This is a genomic window from Streptococcus sp. SCPM-O-B-23252 (M501), assembly GCF_058200355.1.
In genome coordinates this window covers 997,964-1,021,311 of the sequence record NZ_JBYQGS010000001.1, presented here as the reverse complement: position 1 = coordinate 1,021,311, position 23,348 = coordinate 997,964, and the positions used below count along the sequence as shown (strand labels likewise).

Sequence of the window (23,348 nt, the reverse complement as noted above, 5' to 3'; positions counted from 1 at the left end):
TGATGTTTATTCTTGTTTAGCTGTCATTTCCATAACATCTAAATAAAAGCTAACAACTTCTTGCTCGTTATAAGCTTTCCCTTTTCTCAACCACCAGGTCAGAGTTTCGATGAAGTTAGTAACGACAAAGTGCTTGAGGTAAGAAGTTGGAATTCTAGGATGAGCTGTTTTTAAATCATCTGCCACCATAGGATAGACATGGGCTTCTAATTCCTTATGAAGTTGACGGAGAAAATAATCATTTTTGGAGAGAAGGAGGCTGGTTACGTGGTCTTGATTTTCTCGGAAATGGAGAAAGATGTGAGCCAGGTAGTCTTCTGCAGCTAGGTGTGCCTCTCTCTCAAACAAGTGATGGAATAGGTAGTGGCAGAGTTCGTCAAGCAATAGTTCCTTGCTTTCATAATGACTGTAAAAGGTAGACCTCCCAACATCTGCCCGATCAATAATATCTTGAACAGTCGTCGCTTGATAACCTTTACTATTTAACAGTTCTAAGAAGGCTGTATAGATCGCTTTTCTTGTTTTAGCAATCCGCCGGTCGGTTTGACTCATATGGACAATTCGAACAAACTGTTCAGTAACGTACATAAAGAACGGTTTGCTTCTATCCTTTCTAAATAGAGTAGGAGATAATACTAGTGAGAGAATCATCTATTCCCATTATACCATATATTAAAGGAGGTCAAAAATGAGTTCAAAATTTGCTGTTTGGCTGGCTTTTGTCTTAAATTTTAGCTTTGCCATCATCGAATTTATCTTTGGCGGTCTCTTTGGCTCCAGTGCAATCTTAGCGGATGCTGTCCATGACTTGGGAGATGCCTTGGCTATTGGTATCTCAGCTTTTCTCGAAAGTATTTCCAATCGGGAGGAGGACAGCCACTATACCCTGGGCTACAAGCGCTTTAGCCTCTTGGGGGCCATCCTGACAGCAGTCATCCTCATAACAGGCTCTAGTTTAGTCATTCTAGAGAATATCAGCAAGCTAATCGAGTCTCAGCCGGTGGATCATGAGGGAATGCTTTGGTTGGGAGTCATTGCGATTGCCATAAATCTAACAGCCAGTCTCATCGTCCGTAAGGGGCAGACTAAGAATGAATCCATCCTGAGTCTCCATTTCCTTGAGGATACACTAGGTTGGTTGGCAGTGATTGTCGTCGCCATCATCTTGCGCTACACTGATTGGTACTTCCTCGATCCCCTCTTATCTCTTCTAATTTCTGCGTTCATCTTGTCCAAAGCCCTTCCACGTTTTTGGAGCACGCTCAAGATTTTCCTCGATGCCGTGCCAGAAGGAGTGGATATCAAGCAAGTAAAGAGTGATTTGGAGCAACTGGACCATGTCGCTAGTATCAATCAGCTCAATCTCTGGACCATGGATGGTTTGGAGAAAAATGCTATTGTCCATGTTTGTCTAAAAGAAATTGAACAGATGGAGCTTTGCAAGGAATCGATTCGAAGAAAACTCAAAGATTGTGGTTTTCAAAATATCACCATCGAAGTTGATGAAGACCTAGCTACCCACCGAGCCCATAAGCGCAATATCGAAGAACTGGAAGCTGATCAACATCATGGGCATGATCATCACCACCATCATTAATGAAAATCGAACAATGCTTTGTTGAGGACATTTTAGAAATTATCTATTTAATATATTGATTCTAAAATCAAATTGTGATATACTACTCATATTTCTGAAAGGATCGAGCATATGTTACAGCTACAACATATTTCAAAAGTTTATCATACAGCGAATCAAGAGTTTCACGCGTTGAAAGATATCTCGATTCGCTTCCGTGAAAATGAGTTCGTCTCAATTCTCGGGCAATCGGGTTCAGGGAAAACCACCTTATTAAATATCATCGGTGGACTCGACCAATACACATCGGGTGATTTACTCATCCAAGGAAAATCAACAAAGCAATTTAAAGACCGCGATTGGGATAGCTACAGAAACCACACCATCGGATTCGTCTTCCAGTCCTATAATCTCATCGGCCACCAAACGGCACTCTCAAACGTCGAGATTGCGATGACCCTCTCTGGTGTTTCCAAAGTGGAACGTAAGAAGCGTGCCATCGAAGCGCTCGAACGCGTTGGATTGAAAGACCATTTATATAAGAAACCAAACCAAATGTCTGGGGGACAAATGCAACGGATCGCGATTGCGCGTGCTCTTGTCAATAATCCAAAAGTCGTTTTAGCCGACGAACCGACTGGAGCGCTCGATTCTGAGACTTCCCTTCAAATCATGGAATTATTAAAAGACATCGCTAAGGAACGTCTGGTGATCATGGTGACGCATAACCCGGAGCTAGCAAAGACGTACTCCACTCGTATCGTACAAGTATTAGATGGAAGTATCTTAAGCGACTCGAATCCGTATGATCCTACAGAAGAAACCAAACAAGGCGACATTCAGTTCACGAAGACAAAGATGAGCTTTATGACAGCTTTAGTCCTTTCGTTTAATAACTTATTGACGAAGAAAGGTCGGACATTTCTGACAGCCTTTGCTGGTTCTATAGGGATTATCGGGATTGCCCTTATTCTAGCCCTCTCGAACGGTGTGAGCGACTACGTAAAAAAGGTGCAAGAAGACACTCTCGTCTCTTTGCCATTGACAATTAGCGAGCAGAACCAGAGTAATCTTATGGCAACCTCACCAGACTTGAGCGAAAAGCCGTATAGGGATAAAAATGAACTAGGTGTCAATACGCTTTTAACGAATCTATTGAAAAAACAAATAGGGAAAAATGACCTCGCTTCCTTCAAGACTTACTTGGATAAACATGCTTCCAAAGTCTCAACCCTTACAAAAGACATTCGTTACCAATACAATTTACAACCGTACATTTACGCTAGTGACACCTCCAACGGTCCAAAGAGTATTCTTCCGTCAAACCTAGCGGGCGAAGTTGATACGGCGAACCAAACGATTAAAGGCTACTTGCAAAATATCGACTATTGGAGTCAACTTTCAAGTGACGAGGAGATGCTTAAGGTGCAATATGACGTGCTAGAAGGTCGCCTTCCAAAGGATAAATCTGAAATCGTCCTTATCGTGGATGAAGAGAACCAAATTAGCGACCTGCTCCTTTATAGCTTACGCATTAAAGACCCTAGCGAATTGAACGATGTGAAGAAACTCGACGAACTCAAATCACAAACGTATCAGTATAAGGATTTCATCGGAAAAACATTTAAAGCCGTTGTCAACACAAACCGCTTCGTGAAAGAGAACAACCAATGGATGAATAAAATTGACGACGAAGCCTATATGAAGACACAAATCGAGAATGGTCTCGAGCTTAAAATCGTCGGCGTTCTCCGTCAAAAAGAAGGCACCAGTTCGGGTGTGAACTCTCCTTCTGGCGGTGTGGCTTATACAAGCGCCCTTATCGATTACACTTCTGAGCAAATTCAAAACAGTGACATCGTAAAAGAGCAAGAAGCCAACCCAACCATTAATGTATTTACTGGAAAAGAATTTGCCAAAGATCCAAAACCATTCAATTCGGCTGATTTAACCGAAGAAGAAAAAATCCAGTTGGTAAAAATGACGCCTGAACAACAAGCGCAATACATCCAACAATACAACGAAAACTCGGCTGCCACTTACGAGGAAAACCTCGCGAAATTGGGTGTCATCGACAAATCCAAACCGGCTGCCATCGAGTTCTACACCTCTTCGTTCCAACAAAAACAAGAGTTGAAGGACTTCATTAACGCCTATAACACGGCCAAAAAAGATGCCGGTGAAGACGATAAAGTGCTCTCCTACTCCGATGATATTCAAACCATCATGTCTTCGATTACGACAATGGTGGGCGTGATTACAACCGTACTCGTTGGTTTCGTAGCCATCTCGCTCATCGTATCATCAATTATGATTGCAATTATTACCTACATCTCGGTTCTCGAGCGTACAAAAGAAATCGGAATTCTACGTGCAATGGGGGCTTCGAAGAAAGACATCCGTCGCATCTTCACAGCCGAAACAGCCATCGAAGGATTTATCTCCGGGGTGCTCGGTATCGCCATTACACTCCTTGCGACGATTCCAATCAATGCAGTTGTTTCTAAAATGACCAACGTGGAAAACGTGGCACAATTACCATGGGAAGCAGCACTTATCCTCATCGGTATTTCGATTGTATTAACGATGTTGGCAGGTCTCATCCCTTCACGCATCGCCGCGAAGAAAGACCCAGTGGAATCTTTGCGTAGCGAATAGAAGCCGTAATCCAAAAAGTGGATAGAATAATGTTTCTTTATCCACTTTTTCATTTGTCATTTTGGAGAATATAACAAAACTCTTTCATCCCCAACCTGTCAATGATGAGGGAATCCTCTGGCTAGGAATTATTGCGGTTACGATCAATGTGCTAGCGAGTTTAGTGGTTCGTAATGGAAAAACAAAGAACGAGTCTATTCTTAGTCTGCATTTTCTGAAAGATACCCTTGGTTGGGTCGCCGTCATCCTGATGGCCATTGTCCTCCGATTTACGGATTGGTATATCTTAGATCCTCTCTTGTCTCTTGCTATCTCCTTCATTATTCTGTCCAAAGCTATTCCGCGTTTTTGGTCTACACTCAAGATTTTCTTGGATGCTGTGCCAGAAGGAGTAGATATCGAGCAAGTAACGAGTGATTTGGAGCAATTGGACCATGTAGCCAGTGTGAATCAGCTTAATCTCTGGACTATGGATGGTTTGGAGAAAAACGCCATTGTCCATGTTTGTCTGGAGCATGTCAAGCATAGGGAGGTCTGCAAAGAGTCTATCCGAGACTTGCTCAAAGATTGTGGCTTTCAAAACGTCACCATTGAGGTGGATAAAGACCTAGCAACTCACCGCGCCCACAAGCGCAATATCGAAGAGCTGGAAGCAGAAAGTGAGCAGGAACACCATCATTAAGGTTTGTTTTTAAACTCTTAGAGGCTTCTCTAGGAGTTTTTTTACACTAAACTCTCTAAAGTATGCCTTTTCGTGCTAAAATAGAACAAACGTGGAACAAGGAGTAATTATGAGTAAAAGAGCTGTGTTGATGATGACTTTTGGGTCGCCTGAAGAGATTACCTATGAAGGAGTAGCGGAGTTTTTCACGAATATCCGGCGTGGTGTTCGTCCTGAACCACATGAAATTCAGACTTTATATGACAATTACGTACGAATTGGCGGAACTCCACTCCAAAGGATAACTAGAAAAGAAGTGGATTTGGTTGCTTCTGCTCTTGGAGAACACGCATCAGTATACTTTGCTAATAAATTTTCCCGCCCTTTTATCACTGATGTAATCAAAGAGATGGAGAATGACGGAATTGAAGAATGTTTATGCTTGATTTTAGAGCCCCATTATTCTTACTATTCTGTCATGGGATATGAGAAATTTTTAGAAAGTGAGCAGATTAGGTTCCAAATTATCAAGGAGTGGTACCAAGAACCTTCACTTCTCCACTATTGGGCTGATGAGATTCGAAATATTTTAGATCAAATTAGAGATGACAGCTATAAGGTGATTTTTTCAGCTCATAGTGTCCCAGTTTTGGCACTTGATTTTGGCGATCCTTATATCGATCAGATTTATGACAATACTCGCTTGATTGTGGAAATTTTAGGCCTTGAAGAAGACCGGTATACCAATACATGGCAGAGTGAAAGTGATATTGGTATTCCTTGGATTAAGCCTGATGTCTTAGAATACCTTCGTGATGAGAAGGAACACCCTGACCACTATATTTTTGTCCCGATAGCTTTTATTAGTGAGCATATTGAGGTTCTTTTTGATAATGATGTGGAGTGTAAGGAGCTTTGTCATGAGCTTGGTGTGACCTATCACCGTCCTCCTATGCCAAATAGTGATACTCGATTGATTAAAGCCCTTCTTTCAACCATTCAGTCTCATATAGACGGTGACTATTGTTACTTTCAACCTCAACTAGAGACTTTTGATGAGTTGGAAGCTCCTTCAAACACAGGAAAGATTTTAGAAGAGTCAGAAGATATTCAGATGCCTGATTTCGTCAAAAAATTGATTGCTAAAAAAGGTCGAGAGAATGTCAAGATGCCCTATCTGATTAAGAAAATGCTAGAAAAGAAGTATGGGAAAAAATATGATTAAATGATGGAGCTTTAAAACAGGAAGTGGGCTAGAGCTCGATAAAAAGTTTATATTATAGGTAAGTAAGCAATAGAAAGTAGGTTGTTCCTATGAAGAAAACAGTTTATACAAAAGCTGGGCAAGTGGGCCTTGTAGAAGTGGAGCGTCCACACATAGAAGCACCAGATGATGTCATTCTCCGCATCGTTCGTACCTGTGTCTGTGGATCTGATCTCTGGAGCTACCGCAATCCAGATATTGAAGCGGGTCATCAAAATAGTGGCCACGAAGCTATTGGGATCGTTGAAGAAATCGGAGAAGCTATTACAACGGTGAAACCGGGAGATTTTGTCATCGCCCCTTTCACTCATGGTTGTGGGGAGTGTGATGCTTGTCGTGCTGGCTATGATGGGACCTGTGACCGCCATATCGGCACCAACTGGTCTGATGGGGTGCAAGCAGAGTACATGCGCTTTGAATACGCCAACTGGGCTCTTGTCAAAATTCCAGGGCAACCATCTGATTATACAGAAGCCATGCTTAAATCCTTCTTGACGCTGGCAGATGTCATGCCGACGGGCTATCATGCGGCGCGTGTGGCTCATGTAAAACGGGGCGATAAAGTGGTTGTCATCGGTGACGGTGCTGTGGGTCAATGTGCGGTTATCGCAGCTAAGATGCGGGGTGCGTCGCAAATTGTCCTTATGAGCCGTCACCAAGATCGTCAACAAATGGCTTTGGAATTTGGTGCGACAGCAGTCGTAGCGGAGCGTGGCGAAGAAGGCATTGCCAAGGTCCGTGAAATCCTCGGAGGAGGAGCGGATGCCGCTCTTGAATGTGTCGGTACCGCAGCAGCTGTTGATCAGGCCCTTGGGGTTCTTCACAATGGTGGACGTTTAGGTTTTGTCGGTGTTCCTCACTACAATAACCGTGCTCTAGGTTCGACCTTTGCCCAAAACATTTCAGTGGCAGGTGGAGCAGCCTCTGTCACCACCTATGACAAGCAGTTCTTGCTCAAGGCTGTTCTTGATGGCGACATCAATCCAGGACGCGTCTTCACCCATAGCTATAGCTTGGACGAGATTGATCAAGCCTATAAAGACATGGATGAACGCAAGACTATTAAGGCCATGATTGTGATTAACTAACGAAAAAATCTAGTAGAAATTATCTACTAGATTTTTTTGTAGTGAAATCAATTCTTATTTCAAATTCGACATCACTTGTTTCTTGGTGAAGGTGCGCTCTTGTTTGTTGGATAGTGCCTTGAAGTGAATATCACCTTTTTCATTTTGAACTGACTCATAAGCGAAATCGCCATTCTTGCAATCTCTTCTTGACACCGGCTAGATGGACTTATATAATGTTACAAATAAAGTTTGGAGGTAGCTGATGATCCATAAACATGAAATTCCTATTTTAGAGTTTGATGACAACCCACAGGCAGTTATTATGTCGACTCATGAAGGGTTAGACCTGCATTTGCCTGATAAATGCGTTTATGCTTTCTTAGAGGATGAGATTGATCGCTTTGCCAAAGCTGCTGGGGCCAAACAAGTAGCTTCTTTTATCTCAGCTACCAAGACCTATCCAGTTTATGTCATGGAGTACCAAGGAGAGGAAATCTGCTTGGCACAAGCGCCAGTTGGATCTGCACCTGCTGCCCAATTCATGGATTGGTTGATTGGATATGGGGTGAAGAAGATCATTTCGGCAGGTAGCTGTGGCGTCTTGGTAGAGATGGAAGAAAATGCCTTTCTAATCCCGACCAAGGCCTTGCGAGATGAGGGAGCTAGTTACCATTATGTGGCGCCTTCTCGGTATATAGAAGTGGATCGTCGCGCACGGAATGCTATTGAAAGGGTTCTAAAACAAGCGTCCATTCCCTATCAAGAGGTTATGACCTGGTCGACGGATGGCTTTTATAGAGAAACACCTGACAAGGTGGCCTATCGAATTGAAGAAGGGTGTAGTGTTGTGGAGATGGAGTGCGCCTCACTGGCAGCAGTAGCCCAGCTTCGTGATGCGGTTTGGGGCTTGCTCCTATTTACCGCAGATTCTCTTGCAGACCTGGAAAATTATGACCAACGTGACTGGGGATCTGAAGCATTCGATAAAGCCTTAGAATTGTGCCTAGAAATGGTTCTTCACTTGTAAGTCTATTCTCTTTTTATGGTACAATGAAGCTATGTTAGTCAAATTATTTTTAAAACAATGGCAGTCCAAGATGAAAAGTCTATCTCCAGCAAGGAGGCTCTTTTTCAGCTTTTTCTTGGTTATCTTAATTGGGTCCCTCTTATTGAGTCTGCCTTTTGTCCAGCAAGCAAGCTCAAAAGCAGGTTATGTCGACCACCTTTTTACAGCAGTCTCCATGGTCTGTGTGACAGGGCTCTTTACCCAGTCAGTAGCCTCGACCTACAATGCCTGGGGACAGTTGATCTGTATGCTCTTGATTCAGATCGGTGGCCTGGGGCTCTTGACCTTTATCGGTCTCTTCTTTATGGAAAGTCGTCAAAAGCTCAGCTACAAGGACCGACAGACCATCCGGGACAGCTTTAGCTTTAGCAATAACCAGAGCTTGGCCCGTTTTGTCCGTTCTATTTTCATTACCACCTTTACCATCGAAGGACTGGGGGCCTTGCTCCTCATGATTCGCTTCATTCCTCGCTTCGGCTGGGGGCATGGAATCTTTAACTCCATCTTTGTCGCGATTTCAGCTTTTTGTAATGCGGGCTTCGATAATTTTGGGGGCGATAGTATGATGAGTTTCCAGACCGATTGGTTGGTGAACCTGACCTTGTCTGCCCTTATTATTACTGGGGGCTTGGGCTTTATGGTTTGGTTTGACCTCGCTACCAAGGCCCGTAACCAATCAGGACGGCGGACTCTTCGCTTCCATACTAAGGTGGTTCTCTGGTTAACAGCTGCGATCCTTCTCTTTGGGACAGTAACCAGTCTCTTGACCGAGTTTGATAATCCGGCAACCATTGGGGCCCTCCCCTTGGGAGAGAAAATTTTAGTCAGCTTTTTCCAAACCGTCAGCATGCGGACAGCTGGTTTTGCTTCCTTAGATTATACAGCAGTCCGACCAGTGACGCTCTTCGTCTATCTCTTGCAGATGTTTTTAGGTGGAGCACCAGGCGGGACAGCAGGGGGGATGAAGATCACCACCTTCCTGGTCCTCTTGCTCCTGGCTCGGAAGGAACTATTGGGGCTACCACATACCAATTTAGGAAAACGTACGATTTCACCAGACATTGTTCAACGTTCCTTTGGGACGGCGGTGATTTTCCAGTTGACCTTCTTAGTGGGGCTATTAGGAATCTGTTTGGTGACGCCGGATGGCCAACGCTTTATTTATTTGGTCTTTGAGGTGGTATCCGCTCTAGCGACAGTGGGAGTGACCGCCAATGTAACCTCAACCTTAAATGGAGCGGGACTAGGCATTATCATGGTCCTCATGTTTATCGGACGGATTGGTCCTTTGACCCTAATGGTTAGCTTGAACAATTACCAAGCCAAGAAAGCAGATACCTTGCAGTATGCCAAGGCAGACATCATTATTGGATAGGAGAAACTTATGGAGAATCGAACCATTGGAATTTTAGGATTAGGAATTTTTGGACAGAGTGTCCTGAAAACTCTGCAGGATCAGGATGTGGATATTATTGCAATTGACGATCACGCAGATGTGATCAACCAATATGAATCCATGATTACGACTGGAATTGTTGGAGACATTACAGAAATGGACCTCTTGGATGCGGCTGATATCGGTACCTGTGACACAGTCGTGATCGCGACGGGAGAAAACTTGGAGTCCAGTGTGCTGGCGGTCATGCACTGTAAGGCCCTTGGTGTTGAGCGAGTCATTGTCAAGGTCAAGAATGAAGTGACCAAGGAAGTCCTTGAGAAGATTGGGGCTGATTTGGTCATCCTACCAGAGGTAGAAGCGGGGATGTCTCTAGCTAAGATGATCCTTTTCCAACACGGGATTGAAGTCTTCCAGTTGGATGAAGCAGTGGTGGTGGTCGAGTTTACAGTTCCAGCTAGCTGGGTAAGAAAAAGCATTCGAGACTTGGAAATCAGAGACCAATATCAACTCAATATTATTGGCTATCGAGATGCGGAAGACCAGCCTTTGCGAAGTCAGATTGGTCCCGACTTTATCTGGCCAGAAGGGGTGCGCGTGATGGCGGTGACAGACAACCAGTATCTGGATAGAATCCAAGACCTCTTAGAGGAAACAAACTGAGAAAACGACCGAAAGGTCGTTTTTAGGTTTTATAAAATTTCCAAAGTATTATTGGAAACAACAAAAAATTGACAACATTAATTTGTTAGATTATAATAAAAAACATACCATTAGTATGATAAGGAAGAGTTATAATGGCAAGGAATAGAAACTCACATGAAACTAGAAAAAAAATCCTAGAGGTCTCTAAAAATCTATTTTTAGAAAAAGGATTTGATAATACGTCAATACAAGATATCATAGATGGCTTAGGTGGATTAACAAAAGGCGTTATCTATCATCATTTTGAGTCTAAATATGATATACTGCAAACAATCATTAGCGAAAATAATCAAGAAATTTTAAATTATAATTGGAGAGGAAATACTGGATTAGAAAAGATACAAAATTCTTTGATGGACTCTTTCTCTAATTTTGAACACCAAAGGCTCGTTTACTCTGCCTCAATCATGCTAAGAAGTCCACGTTTGTTAGGAGAGCAGTATCTAGGTCTATTTTCTGATTTTTTACTCGAAATTAGAGAAAAAGTTTACGAAGGTGTTAAAGATGAATCAATAAAAACCGAATACCCAGAAGAACTAGCAGATTTAATCATTTTAACTCTAGATGTTTGGATTGGATTCCAAATTTCTGTTTTTTCAGTAGAAGAATTAAAGCGGAAAATGAATTTCATTAAACTTACTTTTGAAGGGTTAGGAGTGCAGTTGATTACTGATGAAATGATGGAAGTAATTTTCAAATTATTTGATCACTTAAAAAGTAGTAAATAAGTTTTACGTATAGAATTTTAAAAAAATACCATACTCTAGATATGGTATTAAAAATTTTATTATACATACCTTTAGTATGTATAATTTTTAAGTTTGAACATACCGGAAGTATGTAAAGTGCTTTTTGAATAGTGTAATTAATATTAACAAAATTTTTGGAGGAAAAATCCATGTTGTCGCTTATTAAAATTGAATTAAATAAAGTTTCTAAATCTAAATTATTTTTAGCCTGGTTGTGTACTATATTTATAGTGTTAGGTATTACAGCAATCATTATTATGGGATTAGGTACTGACAATAAACTAGGAGAATTCACTGGACAGTATTCTAATGTTATTAGAATTACTGGTAAATGGGAAGGTTGGGCAATTGTAGCTTCATTGTTTTCATCTTTATTTACAAAAGCAGCATTTTTGATTTTCGAATCTTATTTATTGTCTACGATTATTATTGATGAATTTAAACGAAGAACAATTTTTCAGTTGTTTTCTTACCCTATTTCTAAAATAAAGTTACTATGGGGAAAAATTATTTCAGTCATTCTAATAGCATGTATTGCCCAATTTTCTGCATATTTAGTTATTCAATTATTAATTAAATTAGTAGCAATTTTAACTGAATCAAATTATATTTCAGTAGCTAATCAATTGATTAACTTAGCTGGAATAACGTTTGGAACAGTACTAATAGGCTTACTACCATTTGTTTTAGGTATGATTAAGCATTCGACAGCTATAACAATATTTACTGGACTTGGTTTAGCAGCATTACTTTCGAATGCCAGTCCAGGAAGTTTATCTAATAATATTGCTGATAACCTATTCTTTTTGATATTTGCAAGTTTCATAAGTTTAATGATTACTTCTTTTTCAATCTCTAGTATTTCAAGACAAGATCTTAGTATCAAGTAGCATACCTGAGTTTAATTGAAGGAAAGTGATAATTCCTTGATGATTTCTATAAAAAAGAGACTGTATAAGTTGGTATTTATGCACCGGAAGAAAAATCCTGGCATTTAAAGCTAGATATAGAAAGAGAGATAGAAATGAGAAATATTGTTGAAATAAAAGAAGTTTTTAAAACAATTGATAAAGAAGAAATTTTAAGTGGTATCAACCTTCAAATTGCTGAAGGAGAAATCTATGGTTTTTTAGGACCGAATGGTGCTGGAAAAACAACGTTAATGAAATGTATGTTATCCTTATCAACAATTACATCAGGTAGTATTGAAATTTTTGGGAAAAATCTACAAGAACACAGAGAAGAAATCCTAAGTCAGATTGGAAGTATTATTGAATCACCAATTTTTTATGATAATTGCACTGCAAAAGAAATCTTGGAAATTCACGCTCAGTATATGGGAAAAAATATTATTGAATCAGATATAATAAGAGCCTTAAGAATGGTCGGATTAAAAAATATGACTAAAAAAGTAAAAGATTTTTCGTTAGGAATGAGGCAAAGGCTTGGTTTAGCTCGTGCCTTTCTAACAAAACCTAAATTGTTAATTTTAGATGAACCAATCAATGGTTTAGATCCAATAGGGATTCAAGAAATTCGAAATCTTTTGTTGTCGCTTTCTAAGGAGCATGGAATTACTATTCTAATATCTAGTCATATATTATCGGAAATTTCACAGATAGCAGATAAAATTGGTTTTATCAAAAATGGAGAAATTGTAGAACAGGTTTCTATGAAAGAGATTAGGAGAGAGAATATTGACTTAGAAGAATATTTTATGTCACATTTTCTAAATGAAATTAAGAATTATGAGGTAGATTAAGGATGAAACAATTGATAAAGAACCATCAGAAGGCTTTTTATGCTTTCATGATATTTAATATACTGGTCCCTTTAACTAACGTTGCTTTTGCTTATTCTATTAAAGGTATTATTGATAGTGGCATGTCCCAAAATAAAGAAGCCTTAACTCAAGCAGTACTAGTAGGAGCTACTGTTATTTTCGTCTATGCAGCACTCAACTTTATATCTCTTCGATTGAGAAATAAACTTGTTAGGAAAATCATGTCAAGATACAAAAACAAGGTGTTCCAATCTATTTTAGATAGGGATTATAGAGACTTTTCTAAAGAAAAATCAGGGAAATTTATTTCCGTATTAACCGAAAATATGAAGAAAATTGAGAAAGATTATCTACACCAGTATTTTAATATTTCAAAAAACCTTTCCTTAATGATTTTTTCACTTCTAGCTATGTTTATAGGTAATTGGTATTTGACCTTATTGGTTATCATTGCTAGCATTATTCCAATGATGATTTCTGGATTCATTGGACAAAAATCAGCTTATCTTCAAAAGAGTGCCATGATTGCCGATCAGAAGTATTTAGCTAAGGTTAAAGATATTTTAGCAGGGTTTCTAGTTATAAAAAGTTTTAATGTGAAAGAGGCTATCCGTCAAGATTACAGAAATGAAAGCGAAAAATTGGATGAGATATATTTTATGAAAGGAAAATTTGATGTCTTAGCTAATGTTATTTCGCAGCTTTCGGGGATGATTGTTTTTTTAGTAGCCTTTGGTGGAGGAATGTATCTTGTTTTTAATGGCTATACCACAATTGGAAGTGTAACAGCTATTGTTCAACTGGTCAATTTTGTAGTAATGCCACTAAATGAAGTTGGTATGGGAATGAGTAAATTCCGTGAAGGTCAGGCAACACTAGATGCATTTGAGGTAAAAGATGTAATCGAACTTCAAACTGGTAAAACGAAAGAATATTTCGATGATGTTATTTCTTTTTCAAATATAGATTTTTCTTATCCTAATACTGAAGAAAAGATTTTTAATCATTTATCTTTGAAGATTCCAAAAGGGGAAAAAATTGCAATTGTAGGAATGTCAGGGAGTGGAAAATCAACTTTGCTCAATCTATTGCTGCGTTTTTATGATGTAACAAGTGGACATATTTCAATTGATAATCAAGATATACAAGCTATTTCAGCAGAGAGTCTTTATAACTTGATGACGATTGTTCAGCAAGATGTTTATATCTTTGATAATACTTTAAGAGCAAATATTACTCTTAATCAATCCTTCACTGATGAGGAAATAAAGAAAGCTGTACAGCAGTCAGGTTTAGAAAGTTATGTTTTAGAAAATGAATTAGGTCTACAAGCTTTATGTGGAGAGAATGGATCGAATTTATCTGGCGGACAAAAACAAAGAGTTAGTATTGCGCGTGCCTTGATTCGAAAAACACCAATCTTATTATTGGATGAGGCTACTTCATCTTTGGATAATCAAGTAACTACTGAAATTGAAAGTTCAATCTTGGATATTCAAAATTTGACTGCACTTGTAGTAACCCACAAGTTGAATGAGAACATTTTGAAAAAATACGATAGAATTCTCTTTATGAAAGATGGCGTTATTGTTGAAGATGGTTCTTTCAGTGATTTGATGGATAGGAGAGGTGAGTTTTATAGGTTGTTTGAGTTGAGTGTGTAATGATAATATATATTTCAAATACCAATATTACTAAATCGGATGAGCTCTACATAGAAAATCGTATCCCACTTAATTTTTTGAAAGAAGTGAGAAAATATAAATAGGTTCAAAACTAATTCATGTAACTTCGAAGAAGTTCACTGATGTCCGTACTCACACAAGGAAAGTTATTAAGAAGATTTATCTTCATGTTGAAATAACAGAAGGTTTTTTATAAAAAAATTATTACTAGCTAAAAATTAAATTTATTTTAAGCTATTTCTTTTATAGTAGAACTATCAAAAACACTTCCATTATGGGAATAGAAGGATGAATGATGAAAATTTTAAAGTTGATACGACCTGAAAAGCCTTTAAAAGAGCTTAATTGGTTTGATATCGCTATTGTGACTGCGATCATGTTTGGGCAGTTTATTGTTTGGTCTACAGAACTCTTCCTTACCAGTCTTCAGCCAGTCGCCCAAACCGTCACCGCAGCTACTGAAACGGCTACCAATACAGCTAGGGATGGGGCAGCATACTCGAGCAACTTTACCCTGCAGATCATCTTATTAACTCTCGCCTTGGCCTACTTGCTTCTACGGAATTTCGATTTTAAACAGCTTCCGATTCGCTTTAAATGGTCCGTCCTCTTTTGGATACCCTTGATCTTTGCCATCGTCGGTCTGTTTGGGGATATCGTGACAACGGTGAGTGGAGAGTATGATTACTTCAATATCAATCTCCTCCCATTTATCGATCCCATGCAGATTATTCACAAGTTCTTAGCGCTTAGTCCCATGGCGATTGCTTATGCCTTGCTGAATGGTTTCTACGAAGAGTTCTTCTTCTTAGGAGTCATGACATCTGTTAATCAGAAGTACAAGTGGTGGGCACTCGCTTATTCGACCTTGATTCGGATTTCCTTCCATACCTACCAAGGTTTGCTTTGGGCAGTGGTCATCGGAGTGATTTATGGACTCTTCTACTATGTCCTCTACAAGAAGGTGATCAAAAACCTCTTGCCATTCTTCCTCATGCATGCTTTGGCCGATATGTTTGGCTCTAGCATCCTCTATCTTTTAATCAACTGGGGAAGTTAAAAAAATAGTTGAAAAACTGGACATGTTGTCCGGTTTTTTTAACTGCTCTGAATCACCTGAATGATGGGAAAATCCCTGTAGAAAAGGCGCAAAGATGGTATAATAGAACTATCATTTTACAGGAATCATAACATTATGAAACTAGTCTATACAGATATTCGAACCCCTTTAACCCAGGTCTTGGTGGATGAGGCCAATCGATTGGTTGAAGAAGGGAAGCGAGTCTTTTATATCGCACCCAACTCCCTTTCCTTCGAAAAGGAAGGAAAGGTCTTGCAACTCCTTGACCAGAAGGCTTCTTTTGCCATTACCATTACGCGCTTTGCCCAAATGGCGCGCTATTTTACCCTCAATGAAAGCCACCAGCAGCAGTCGCTCGATGATATCGGTCTCGGCATGCTCTTTTTTAAGGTGCTTTCTCAGATGCCCGATGAAGAGCTCAAGGTCTACGCCCGTCTCAAGAAGGATCCCCAGTTTATCCAACAATTGATCCAGCTCTTTCATGAGTTGCAGTCTGCCCAGATGACAGCATCCGACTTGGATGCCTTGCCAGATCAGGAAAAGAGAGAAGACTTGGTCCATATTTTGAAGGCTGTCCAAGACCAGTTAGTTGCAGGCGCCTTTGAGTCTGAGTCTAAGTTGGCTAGTTTTGCCTCTCACCTTATCAAGGGAGATTTGGATGAGGAGTTAAAGGATTTGGCCTTAGTGATTGATGGCTTTACCCGTTTCTCAGCTGAGGAGGACTACCTGGTTCATTTGCTACATGACAAGGGTGTCGAGATCATTATCGGGGCCTATGCCAGTGAGAAGGCCTATCGCTCGAGCTTTCGTGAGGGCAATCTCTACCAGGCCAGTGTCGATTTCTTGCTAGACTTGGCTAGGACCTACCAGGTCACACCAAGCTACGTCGGTCAAGGAAAAGAGGATGCCTTTAGCCGCATGACGCGGATCTTGGAAGCTCGCTATGACTTTACAGAAGTCGATGTAGAGCTGTCTGATCAAGATCGAGAAGCTGTAGAGATTTGGACCTGCAACCATCAAAAGGAAGAGCTAGAAGCCGTCTCTCGCTCTATTCGCCAACGTTTGTATGAGGGGGCGCGTTACAAAGACATTCGGGTCCTCTTGGGAGATGTGGATGCTTATCAGCTCCAGCTCAAGACTATCTTTGACCAGTACCAGATTCCTTTCTATCTCGGGAAGAGCGAATCCATGGCCCAGCATCCCCTGGTCCAATGGGTGGAATCCTTGGACCGCCTTCGTCGCTACCGTTTTTTGACCGAGGATGTGGTCAATCTCTTGAAGACTGGGCTCTATGGGACGCTGACACGAGAGGAAATTGACCATTTTGAACAATATGTTCGCTTTGCAGAGATCAAGGGTCTGGCTGCCTTTTCTCGTGACTTTACAGCTAACCACCAGGACAAATTTGACCTAGAGCGTCTCAATCAGATTCGCCAGCAAGTCATCAGTCCTCTGCAGGAATTTTATAAGACTAAGAGTCAGACTAGCCAGGGGCTACTGAAGAAGTTTGCCCAGTTTTGCCAGGAGGCTCAGTTGGCTCAAAATATGCAAAACTTGGCCAGTCGTGGGTCTGAGCAGGAGATGGAACGCTATGACCAGGTCTGGAAGTCCTTTAGCCATGTACTAGAGCAATTTGCCCAAGTTTTTGAACAGATAAAGGTGACCTTGGATGATTTCCTAAGCATCCTCTTATCAGGAATGTTGTTGGCAAGCTATCGGACGGTCCCTGCGACTGTCGATGTGGTGACGGTTCAGTCCTATGATTTGATTGAACCTCTATCAGCGCCTTATGTCTATGCCATCGGCTTGACCCAGGAGCGCTTCCCTAAGATTGCAAAGGACCAATCCTTGCTGACGGATGAGGAGCGCCAGGTCTTGAACCAAGCTTCAGACGAACAGGCCAATCTCCAAATTGCCAGTCAGGACAACTTACGGAAGAATCGCTTCGTCGCTCTGTCCCTCTTCAATGCAGCCACTAAACAATTGGTCTTGTCTAGCCCTATTTTAGTTAACGAGGTGGATGACAAGATGTCCCCTTACTTGCTCGAGTTGACCAAGGGACCCCTCAATTTATCTGTCATTTCGAAGAAGGCAACAGCCTCTAGTCAAGATATGGGGTCTTACCAGGCCCTCTTAGCTCGATTGATTGAATTGCACCAGGGAGAAATTGACCAGGAATTGAGCAAGGAAGAAGCGACCTTCTGGGCAGTTGCCATTCGTGTCCTTCGGAAGAAATTAGCGTCAGAAGGCTTGCACATTCCGCAAATCAGCCAAAACTTGACGACCAAGGTACTAGAAGATGAGACGCTGGAAGCCCTTTATCCTAAAGGTCAGGCTCTGACTTTATCTGCTTCAGCTCTCAACACCTACTACCAAAACCAATACAGCTATTATCTCCACTATGTCCTAGGTTTGCAGGAGGAGTGGCACTTGCGACCAGATGCGAGAAGCCATGGAAACTTCTTGCACCGAATTTTTGAACGGGTGCTAAAAGATCCTTCAGAAGATACATTTGATGAGCGCTTGAACAAGGCCATTCGCGAAACCAGCCAGGAGACAGAGTTTGCTCTCCTTTATCAGGAGAATGCCATGGCGGCCTTTTCAAAAGAGTTGCTCTTAGATACGGCCCGGGCGACTGGTCGTGTCCTCGCTCACAATGATCGCATTGAAACCATTGGAGAAGAAGCTCTCTTCGGCCAGGCAGATCGTCCCTTCTTAACCCTAAAAGATGGTCGTCCGCTCTTGGTCAAGGGCAAGGTCGATCGGATTGACCGGCTGTCTGATACGGGAGCTTTGGGAGTGGTGGACTACAAGTCCAGTGAGACCAAGTTTAACTTTGAGAAGTTCTTTAATGGCCTTAACTCCCAGTTGCCAACCTATCTCTCTGCTATCAAAGACTTTCAGGCCTTTGATCCTGACAAGGGGATTTTTGGAGCCATGTACTTGCAGATGGTGGATCCTTTGGTGCCTCTCAAGGATACCAAGGAGGTCGATGATGCCGTTCAAGCCGTTCTAAAAACCCAGCAATACAAGGGTCTATTCTTGGCAGATCAGGCTAGCCAACTTGACGAGCATTATGAGAAAAACAAGGCCATGCTACTAAGTCAAGAGGAGCTAGACCTGCTCTTGCTCTACAATGCCCATCTCTATCAAGAGGCAGCCGAGGGGATCTTGTCGGGTAACTTTGCGATCAACCCTTATACTGAAAATGGACGAAGCATTGCTCCCTTTGTAGAACAATACAAGTCTATTACGGGATTTGAAGCCAATCTCCACCTGGGACAAGCCCGCTTCTTGGAAAAATTGGATCCAAGTCAGTACGAGAAACGCCCAGTCGGTGACAAGCTCCGCCAGGCCTGGATAGAAAAAATGAAGGAGGAATTGAATCAATGAAACCAATTGAATTTTTAAGTCCCAGCCAGATTCAAAACCTCCAAATCCAGGAGGCCCAGTCTGACAAGGAACAAAAACGAACCCCTGAGCAAATAGAAGCCATCTATTCATCAGGGATCAATATCCTAGTCTCAGCTTCGGCTGGTTCTGGGAAGACCTTCGTCATGGTCCAACGAATCCTGGATCAATTGCATCGGGGGATTTCCATCCAGCAATTGTTCATCTCAACCTTTACCGTCAAAGCAGCAACCGAGCTTAAGGAACGCTTAGAAAAAGAGTTGGAGAAAAGTCTCAAGGCCAGTCAAGATGAGGAGCTCAAGCACCACTTGGCCCAACAAATTGCAGAATTACCAACTAGTGATATCGGAACCATGGATGCCTTCACGCAACGCCTGGTCTCCAAATATGGCTATTTATTAGGCCTCTCGCCGACCTTTCGCATCCTCCAAAGTGCGAGCGAGCAGTACTTGCTCAAGAATGACTGTTTTGAACAAGTCTTTGAGCGTTTTTATGAGGAGCAAGGGCCTGACCGCCTCTTTAGTCGTCTGGTCAAGAACTTTACAGGAAAGGGCAAGTCGCTAGCTGGTTTTAAGGACCAGGTTTATGCCCTGGTAGACTTCCTCCAATCCACTGCGGATCCCCAAGCCTGGCTAGAGGAGTCCTTCCTCAAAGGCTATCAGGACCTGGACTATGATGAAGCCTTGGACCAGTTGGCCCAAGAGGTAAAAGAGAAGCTTTTTGAATTGGAATCTTTCTTTACCTTCCACCTGGCAAATGAAGGTCATGCCTTTTCAGGGGCTAAGTACAAAGAGAATGTCACCGCTATTCAAGACTTAATCGCTAGTCTCAATGAGAAATCCAGCCAGGAAACCATCTTTGAGGTCTTAGAGCGGGTGGTCTTGATCTCCCGTGCCAGCGGAGGACGTAGCCTGACCATTACGACACGAAAAGAAGACCTGAAAGAGTTAGCTACAGCTTTCAATGACGAACGTAAAGAACGCATCGAAGCCTTGCGGGCGGCAACTTCCCAGCACTACCAACTAACCTATCAGATTCGCTTCAAGGATGAGCCCTTGCCTTTGCTGGTCTTGCTTAGGGACTTTGTCCAAGCTTTCTCCACCGCTTATTTGGAGCGCAAGAAGCAGGAAAATGCCTTTGAATTTGGCGACATCAGCCATTTTGCCATCCAGATCCTTGAAGAATTCCCTCATATCCGTAGTCTCTATCAGGAGCGCTACCACGAGGTCATGGTCGATGAATACCAGGATACCAACCACACCCAAGAGCGGATGTTGGAGCTCTTGTCTAACGGCCACAACCGCTTCATGGTGGGAGATATCAAGCAGTCCATCTACCGTTTCCGTCAAGCAGATCCTCAGATTTTTAATGACAAGTTTAAGGCCTACCAAGAAGACGGGGCTGATGGTAAGTTGATCCTACTCAAGGAGAATTTCCGTAGCCATGTAGAAGTCTTAGAAGCGACCAACCATGTCTTTGAACGCCTCATGGATGAGGAAGTTGGTGAGATTCTCTATGACCAGAGCCACCGCTTAATTGCGGGCAATCCCGAGAAGAAAGAGCCGACACCCGCCTATGAAACTGAGTTCCTGCTCTACGATGGCAGTCAGGATGTGGCTGAAGCAGCTGAAGAAGATGAGCAAGAAGGGGATAGCCTATCCTCAGGTGAAGTCCTTTTGGTCATCAAGGAAATTATCCGCCTCCACAATGAAGAAGGGGTAAACTTCAAAGATATTACGCTTTTAACGGCGTCTCGGACTCGCAACGACAAGGTGCTTTCAGCCTTTGAAGCCTATCAGATTCCTATCGTTGCAGATGGAGGAGAGGAAAACTACCTCCAGTCCGTTGAAGTCATGGTCCTTTTGGACACTCTCCGGACCATTAACAATCCCTTGCAGGACTATCCCTTGGTGGCCCTCCTGAAATCAGCCATGTTTGAGTTTGATGAGGACCAGTTGGCTCGCTTAGCCTTACAGGGAGTTGAAGGCAAGAAGGCAGAGAATCTCTATGAGAAACTGCAACACGCACTAGACCAGACAGGGAGTGCTCCTCATTTGATCGATTCCAGCTTGAGAGAGAAGCTCACCCGCTTTATGGAGACACTAGATGCCTGGCGTGACTATGCTCAGACGCATTCTCTCTATGACCTGCTCTGGAAGATTTACCAGGATCGCCACTATTATGATTATGTGGGTGCCCTGCCAAATGGAGCCCAACGGCAGGCCAATCTCTATGCCTTGACCCTTCGGGCAAATGACTTCGAAAGCTCTAGTTTCAAAGGTTTGCCACGCTTTATCTCCATGATTGATAAGATTCTGGAAAACCAACACGACTTGGCCAATGTCGCCCAGGCAGTTCCTAAGGATGCTGTCCAACTCATGACCATCCATAAGAGCAAGGGACTCGAGTTTCCTTATGTCTTTATCCTCAATACTGACAAAAAGTTTGTCGGCAAGGAACTATCGACCAATGCTGTCATCAGTCGGAAAAATGGGGTCGGGATCAAGTATGTTGCGAATCTCCCCGTCGAGTCTGATCAAGAGGGACTTCCCGAGTCGGTACGCTTGGTTATTGAGACCCTGCCTTACCAGCGGAATGTCGAGGAAATTCGTCTGGCAGCCTTGTCGGAACAGATGCGCCTCCTCTATGTCGCTATGACCCGGGCAGAGCGCAAGCTCTATCTGGTGGGCAAGGGCCGGCAGGATAAGTTAGAAGAGAAAAAATGGGGATCCAGTGTCAATGGACGCTTGAGCCCAGCTCTTCGTAAGGAGATCAATTGTTTCCAAGACTGGCTCTATGCCATCCAGGCAGTCTTTGCCCAGCAACACTTGTCCTATCAGACCCGCTTTGTGACCGACCAAGACTTGACGCCGGAGCAAATCGGTCACTTGGAGTTGAAGTCTTCTCTCCCAGTCGATGACCTCAAGGACAACCGTCAATCAGAAGAGATCCGCCGTGCCCTGGATGTCTTAGAATCAGTGGACCGGCTCAACACCCAGTACCAAGCAGCCATCCAACTTCCGAGTGTGCGGACTCCGAGCCAAATTAAGAAATTCTATGAACCTATCCAAGATATCGACGGAGTGGACCTCATGGAAAAAGCGGATCTTGCCTTACCAAGCTTTGAGTTTCCAACCTTTGGCAAGGAAGAAGCTGTGACAGGAGCAGCAGTCGGTAGTGCCCTGCACGAATTGATGCAACGGATTCCATTGACGACGATTCCAACAATGGAGAGCCTAGCAATGGTCCTCCAAGAGGTCAATGCCAGTCCGGCTGTCAAGAAGCGGATCGACCTCAAGAAGGTTTTGGCCTTCTTCCAGACCGACTTGGGCCAACTCTTGCTAAAAGAGTCCGACAAGGTCCATCGTGAAGCGCCCTTTGCCATGCTCAAGACAGATCCAGCTAGTGGCCAGGACTTTGTGGTCCGGGGGATCTTAGACGGCTACCTACTATTGGAAGATCGGATTCTTCTCTTTGACTACAAGATAGACCGTTACCGGAACCCTCAAGAATTGCTGGATCGCTACCAAGCCCAACTGGAACTCTACGCAGAAGCCCTCCGCCGTTCATATGGTGTGGAGCAGGTTGAATCCTATTTGATTTTACTAGGCGGTGAGCAGCTGCAAGTCGTTTCTTTAGCAGATAGAAAGGACAACTCATGACCCCAATTGAACGAATCCAAGAGATGGAAGGCCATCTCAACACCTACCAAGGTTTAATCGAAGAGCTCGAAGCATGTTTGAAACGGGTAGAAGCTGGCCAGTCTAACTATATCGCCCTTCGCGATTACTACACTAGCCAGATCTACATGGACGATGTCGAATTGTCCAACCAGCCAGACTTCCCTGAAGAGGTCTACTGTGGAGTCTTATCGGAAGATGCCGTCTACGATTTGTTGGACGAGCACTACCAAAAGGCGGTAGAGATGCTAGACCTTGCCACCAAGATGTTGAAAGAACGATAAGAACACAAAAAAACTCCGGTTTTCCGGAGTTTTTAGATTAAAGATAAATTCTTCTGAAAAACTTTCCTTAGGTGAGTACGGACGTCAGCGAACTTCTACGAAGTTCCATGACTTAGTTTTGGACCTAAGGTTCCAAACCTCCCGTGTGCTAGAAACAATCGTGTTTCTAGCACTTTTCTCACAGCGGAAAGTTTTTGACTTGCTTAAAATCTTAAATAATAAATAACTTTTTTGAAAAAATTATCTAGCTAGTAATGTAAAAATAGTTTGTCTACATTC

16 protein-coding genes and 1 pseudogene are annotated in these 23,348 nt (G+C 42.4%); 16 read left to right on the top strand and 1 reads right to left on the bottom strand.

Annotated features, from left to right (window positions below; all coding sequences use genetic code 11):
* Positions 1–6 precede the first annotated feature (6 nt).
* A complete protein-coding gene (locus AC3E6G_RS04955) occupies positions 7–552 on the bottom strand; it encodes a TetR/AcrR family transcriptional regulator (RefSeq protein WP_048690949.1) in 546 nt (181 codons plus the stop codon).
* A 136-nt stretch (positions 553–688) separates the two neighbouring features.
* On the opposite strand from AC3E6G_RS04955, the gene AC3E6G_RS04950 reads away from it, so the two are divergent.
* The 16 genes and pseudogenes from AC3E6G_RS04950 (at position 689) to AC3E6G_RS04875 (ending at position 23,069) form a co-directional block, all read left to right on the top strand.
* Positions 689–1,597 (top strand): cation diffusion facilitator family transporter, encoded by a 909-nt coding sequence (locus AC3E6G_RS04950; RefSeq protein WP_490700573.1) that lies wholly within the window; start codon positions 689–691, stop codon positions 1,595–1,597.
* Positions 1,598–1,708: 111 nt separating this feature from the next.
* Positions 1,709–4,234 carry an ABC transporter ATP-binding protein/permease gene (locus tag AC3E6G_RS04945; RefSeq protein ID WP_490700572.1) on the top strand — a complete coding sequence of 842 codons (2,526 nt, stop codon included), beginning with the start codon at positions 1,709–1,711 and terminating at the stop codon, positions 4,232–4,234.
* 55 nt (positions 4,235–4,289) lie between these two features.
* Positions 4,290–4,916, top strand: a pseudogene (locus tag AC3E6G_RS04940) (cation diffusion facilitator family transporter); the annotation flags it as partial.
* A gap of 109 nt (positions 4,917–5,025) precedes the next feature.
* On the top strand, positions 5,026–6,120 hold the full coding sequence (hemH, locus tag AC3E6G_RS04935; protein WP_490700571.1) for a ferrochelatase: 1,095 nt from the start codon (positions 5,026–5,028) through the stop codon (positions 6,118–6,120).
* Between the two features lie 89 nt (positions 6,121–6,209).
* Positions 6,210–7,247: a zinc-binding dehydrogenase gene (locus AC3E6G_RS04930; protein WP_490700570.1), complete on the top strand. Its 1,038-nt coding sequence runs from the start codon at positions 6,210–6,212 to the stop codon at positions 7,245–7,247.
* A gap of 244 nt (positions 7,248–7,491) precedes the next feature.
* A complete protein-coding gene (locus AC3E6G_RS04925; protein ID WP_490700569.1) occupies positions 7,492–8,256 on the top strand; it encodes a nucleoside phosphorylase in 765 nt (254 codons plus the stop codon).
* 31 nt (positions 8,257–8,287) lie between these two features.
* Positions 8,288–9,670, top strand: coding sequence for a TrkH family potassium uptake protein (locus tag AC3E6G_RS04920; RefSeq protein ID WP_490700568.1), 1,383 nt, complete (start codon positions 8,288–8,290; stop codon positions 9,668–9,670).
* A 9-nt stretch (positions 9,671–9,679) separates the two neighbouring features.
* Positions 9,680–10,354 carry a potassium channel family protein gene (locus tag AC3E6G_RS04915; RefSeq protein WP_490700567.1) on the top strand — a complete coding sequence of 225 codons (675 nt, stop codon included), beginning with the start codon at positions 9,680–9,682 and terminating at the stop codon, positions 10,352–10,354.
* Between the two features lie 134 nt (positions 10,355–10,488).
* Positions 10,489–11,124, top strand: coding sequence for a TetR/AcrR family transcriptional regulator (locus tag AC3E6G_RS04910; protein WP_285338061.1), 636 nt, complete (start codon positions 10,489–10,491; stop codon positions 11,122–11,124).
* 170 nt (positions 11,125–11,294) lie between these two features.
* On the top strand, positions 11,295–12,035 hold the full coding sequence (locus AC3E6G_RS04905; protein WP_490700566.1) for an ABC transporter permease: 741 nt from the start codon (positions 11,295–11,297) through the stop codon (positions 12,033–12,035).
* A gap of 134 nt (positions 12,036–12,169) precedes the next feature.
* A complete protein-coding gene (locus AC3E6G_RS04900) occupies positions 12,170–12,907 on the top strand; it encodes an ABC transporter ATP-binding protein (protein ID WP_490700565.1) in 738 nt (245 codons plus the stop codon).
* Positions 12,908–12,909: 2 nt separating this feature from the next.
* Positions 12,910–14,592, top strand: a complete 1,683-nt coding sequence (locus AC3E6G_RS04895; protein WP_490700564.1) for an ABC transporter ATP-binding protein — start codon at positions 12,910–12,912, stop codon at positions 14,590–14,592.
* A 316-nt stretch (positions 14,593–14,908) separates the two neighbouring features.
* Positions 14,909–15,673 carry a CPBP family intramembrane glutamic endopeptidase gene (locus AC3E6G_RS04890; RefSeq protein WP_490700690.1) on the top strand — a complete coding sequence of 255 codons (765 nt, stop codon included), beginning with the start codon at positions 14,909–14,911 and terminating at the stop codon, positions 15,671–15,673.
* 135 nt (positions 15,674–15,808) lie between these two features.
* On the top strand, positions 15,809–19,087 hold the full coding sequence (gene rexB, locus AC3E6G_RS04885; RefSeq protein WP_490700563.1) for an ATP-dependent nuclease subunit B: 3,279 nt from the start codon (positions 15,809–15,811) through the stop codon (positions 19,085–19,087).
* Positions 19,084–22,767, top strand: a complete 3,684-nt coding sequence (gene addA / locus AC3E6G_RS04880) for a helicase-exonuclease AddAB subunit AddA (RefSeq protein ID WP_490700562.1) — start codon at positions 19,084–19,086, stop codon at positions 22,765–22,767. Before rexB ends, addA begins: the two co-directional genes overlap by 4 nt.
* Positions 22,764–23,069 (top strand): DUF4298 domain-containing protein, encoded by a 306-nt coding sequence (locus tag AC3E6G_RS04875; RefSeq protein ID WP_490700561.1) that lies wholly within the window; start codon positions 22,764–22,766, stop codon positions 23,067–23,069. Before addA ends, AC3E6G_RS04875 begins: the two co-directional genes overlap by 4 nt.
* The last annotated feature ends 279 nt before the right edge of the window (positions 23,070–23,348 follow it).

What these genes read in the sequence shown, in the direction of transcription:
- AC3E6G_RS04920 (WP_490700568.1), top strand. Translation starts at nt 8,288, where the DNA reads ATGTTAGTCAAATTATTTTTAAAACAATGGCAGTCCAAGATGAAAAGT.
- AC3E6G_RS04950 (WP_490700573.1), top strand. Translation starts at nt 689, where the DNA reads ATGAGTTCAAAATTTGCTGTTTGGCTGGCTTTTGTCTTAAATTTTAGC.
- AC3E6G_RS04930 (WP_490700570.1), top strand. Translation starts at nt 6,210, where the DNA reads ATGAAGAAAACAGTTTATACAAAAGCTGGGCAAGTGGGCCTTGTAGAA.
- AC3E6G_RS04955 (WP_048690949.1), bottom strand. Translation starts at nt 552, where the DNA reads ATGAGTCAAACCGACCGGCGGATTGCTAAAACAAGAAAAGCGATCTAT.
- AC3E6G_RS04900 (WP_490700565.1), top strand. Translation starts at nt 12,170, where the DNA reads ATGAGAAATATTGTTGAAATAAAAGAAGTTTTTAAAACAATTGATAAA.
- hemH (WP_490700571.1), top strand. Translation starts at nt 5,026, where the DNA reads ATGAGTAAAAGAGCTGTGTTGATGATGACTTTTGGGTCGCCTGAAGAG.
- AC3E6G_RS04925 (WP_490700569.1), top strand. Translation starts at nt 7,492, where the DNA reads ATGATCCATAAACATGAAATTCCTATTTTAGAGTTTGATGACAACCCA.
- AC3E6G_RS04895 (WP_490700564.1), top strand. Translation starts at nt 12,910, where the DNA reads ATGAAACAATTGATAAAGAACCATCAGAAGGCTTTTTATGCTTTCATG.
- rexB (WP_490700563.1), top strand. Translation starts at nt 15,809, where the DNA reads ATGAAACTAGTCTATACAGATATTCGAACCCCTTTAACCCAGGTCTTG.
- AC3E6G_RS04910 (WP_285338061.1), top strand. Translation starts at nt 10,489, where the DNA reads ATGGCAAGGAATAGAAACTCACATGAAACTAGAAAAAAAATCCTAGAG.
- AC3E6G_RS04915 (WP_490700567.1), top strand. Translation starts at nt 9,680, where the DNA reads ATGGAGAATCGAACCATTGGAATTTTAGGATTAGGAATTTTTGGACAG.
- AC3E6G_RS04875 (WP_490700561.1), top strand. Translation starts at nt 22,764, where the DNA reads ATGACCCCAATTGAACGAATCCAAGAGATGGAAGGCCATCTCAACACC.
- addA (WP_490700562.1), top strand. Translation starts at nt 19,084, where the DNA reads ATGAAACCAATTGAATTTTTAAGTCCCAGCCAGATTCAAAACCTCCAA.
- AC3E6G_RS04905 (WP_490700566.1), top strand. Translation starts at nt 11,295, where the DNA reads ATGTTGTCGCTTATTAAAATTGAATTAAATAAAGTTTCTAAATCTAAA.
- AC3E6G_RS04890 (WP_490700690.1), top strand. Translation starts at nt 14,909, where the DNA reads ATGAAAATTTTAAAGTTGATACGACCTGAAAAGCCTTTAAAAGAGCTT.
- AC3E6G_RS04945 (WP_490700572.1), top strand. Translation starts at nt 1,709, where the DNA reads ATGTTACAGCTACAACATATTTCAAAAGTTTATCATACAGCGAATCAA.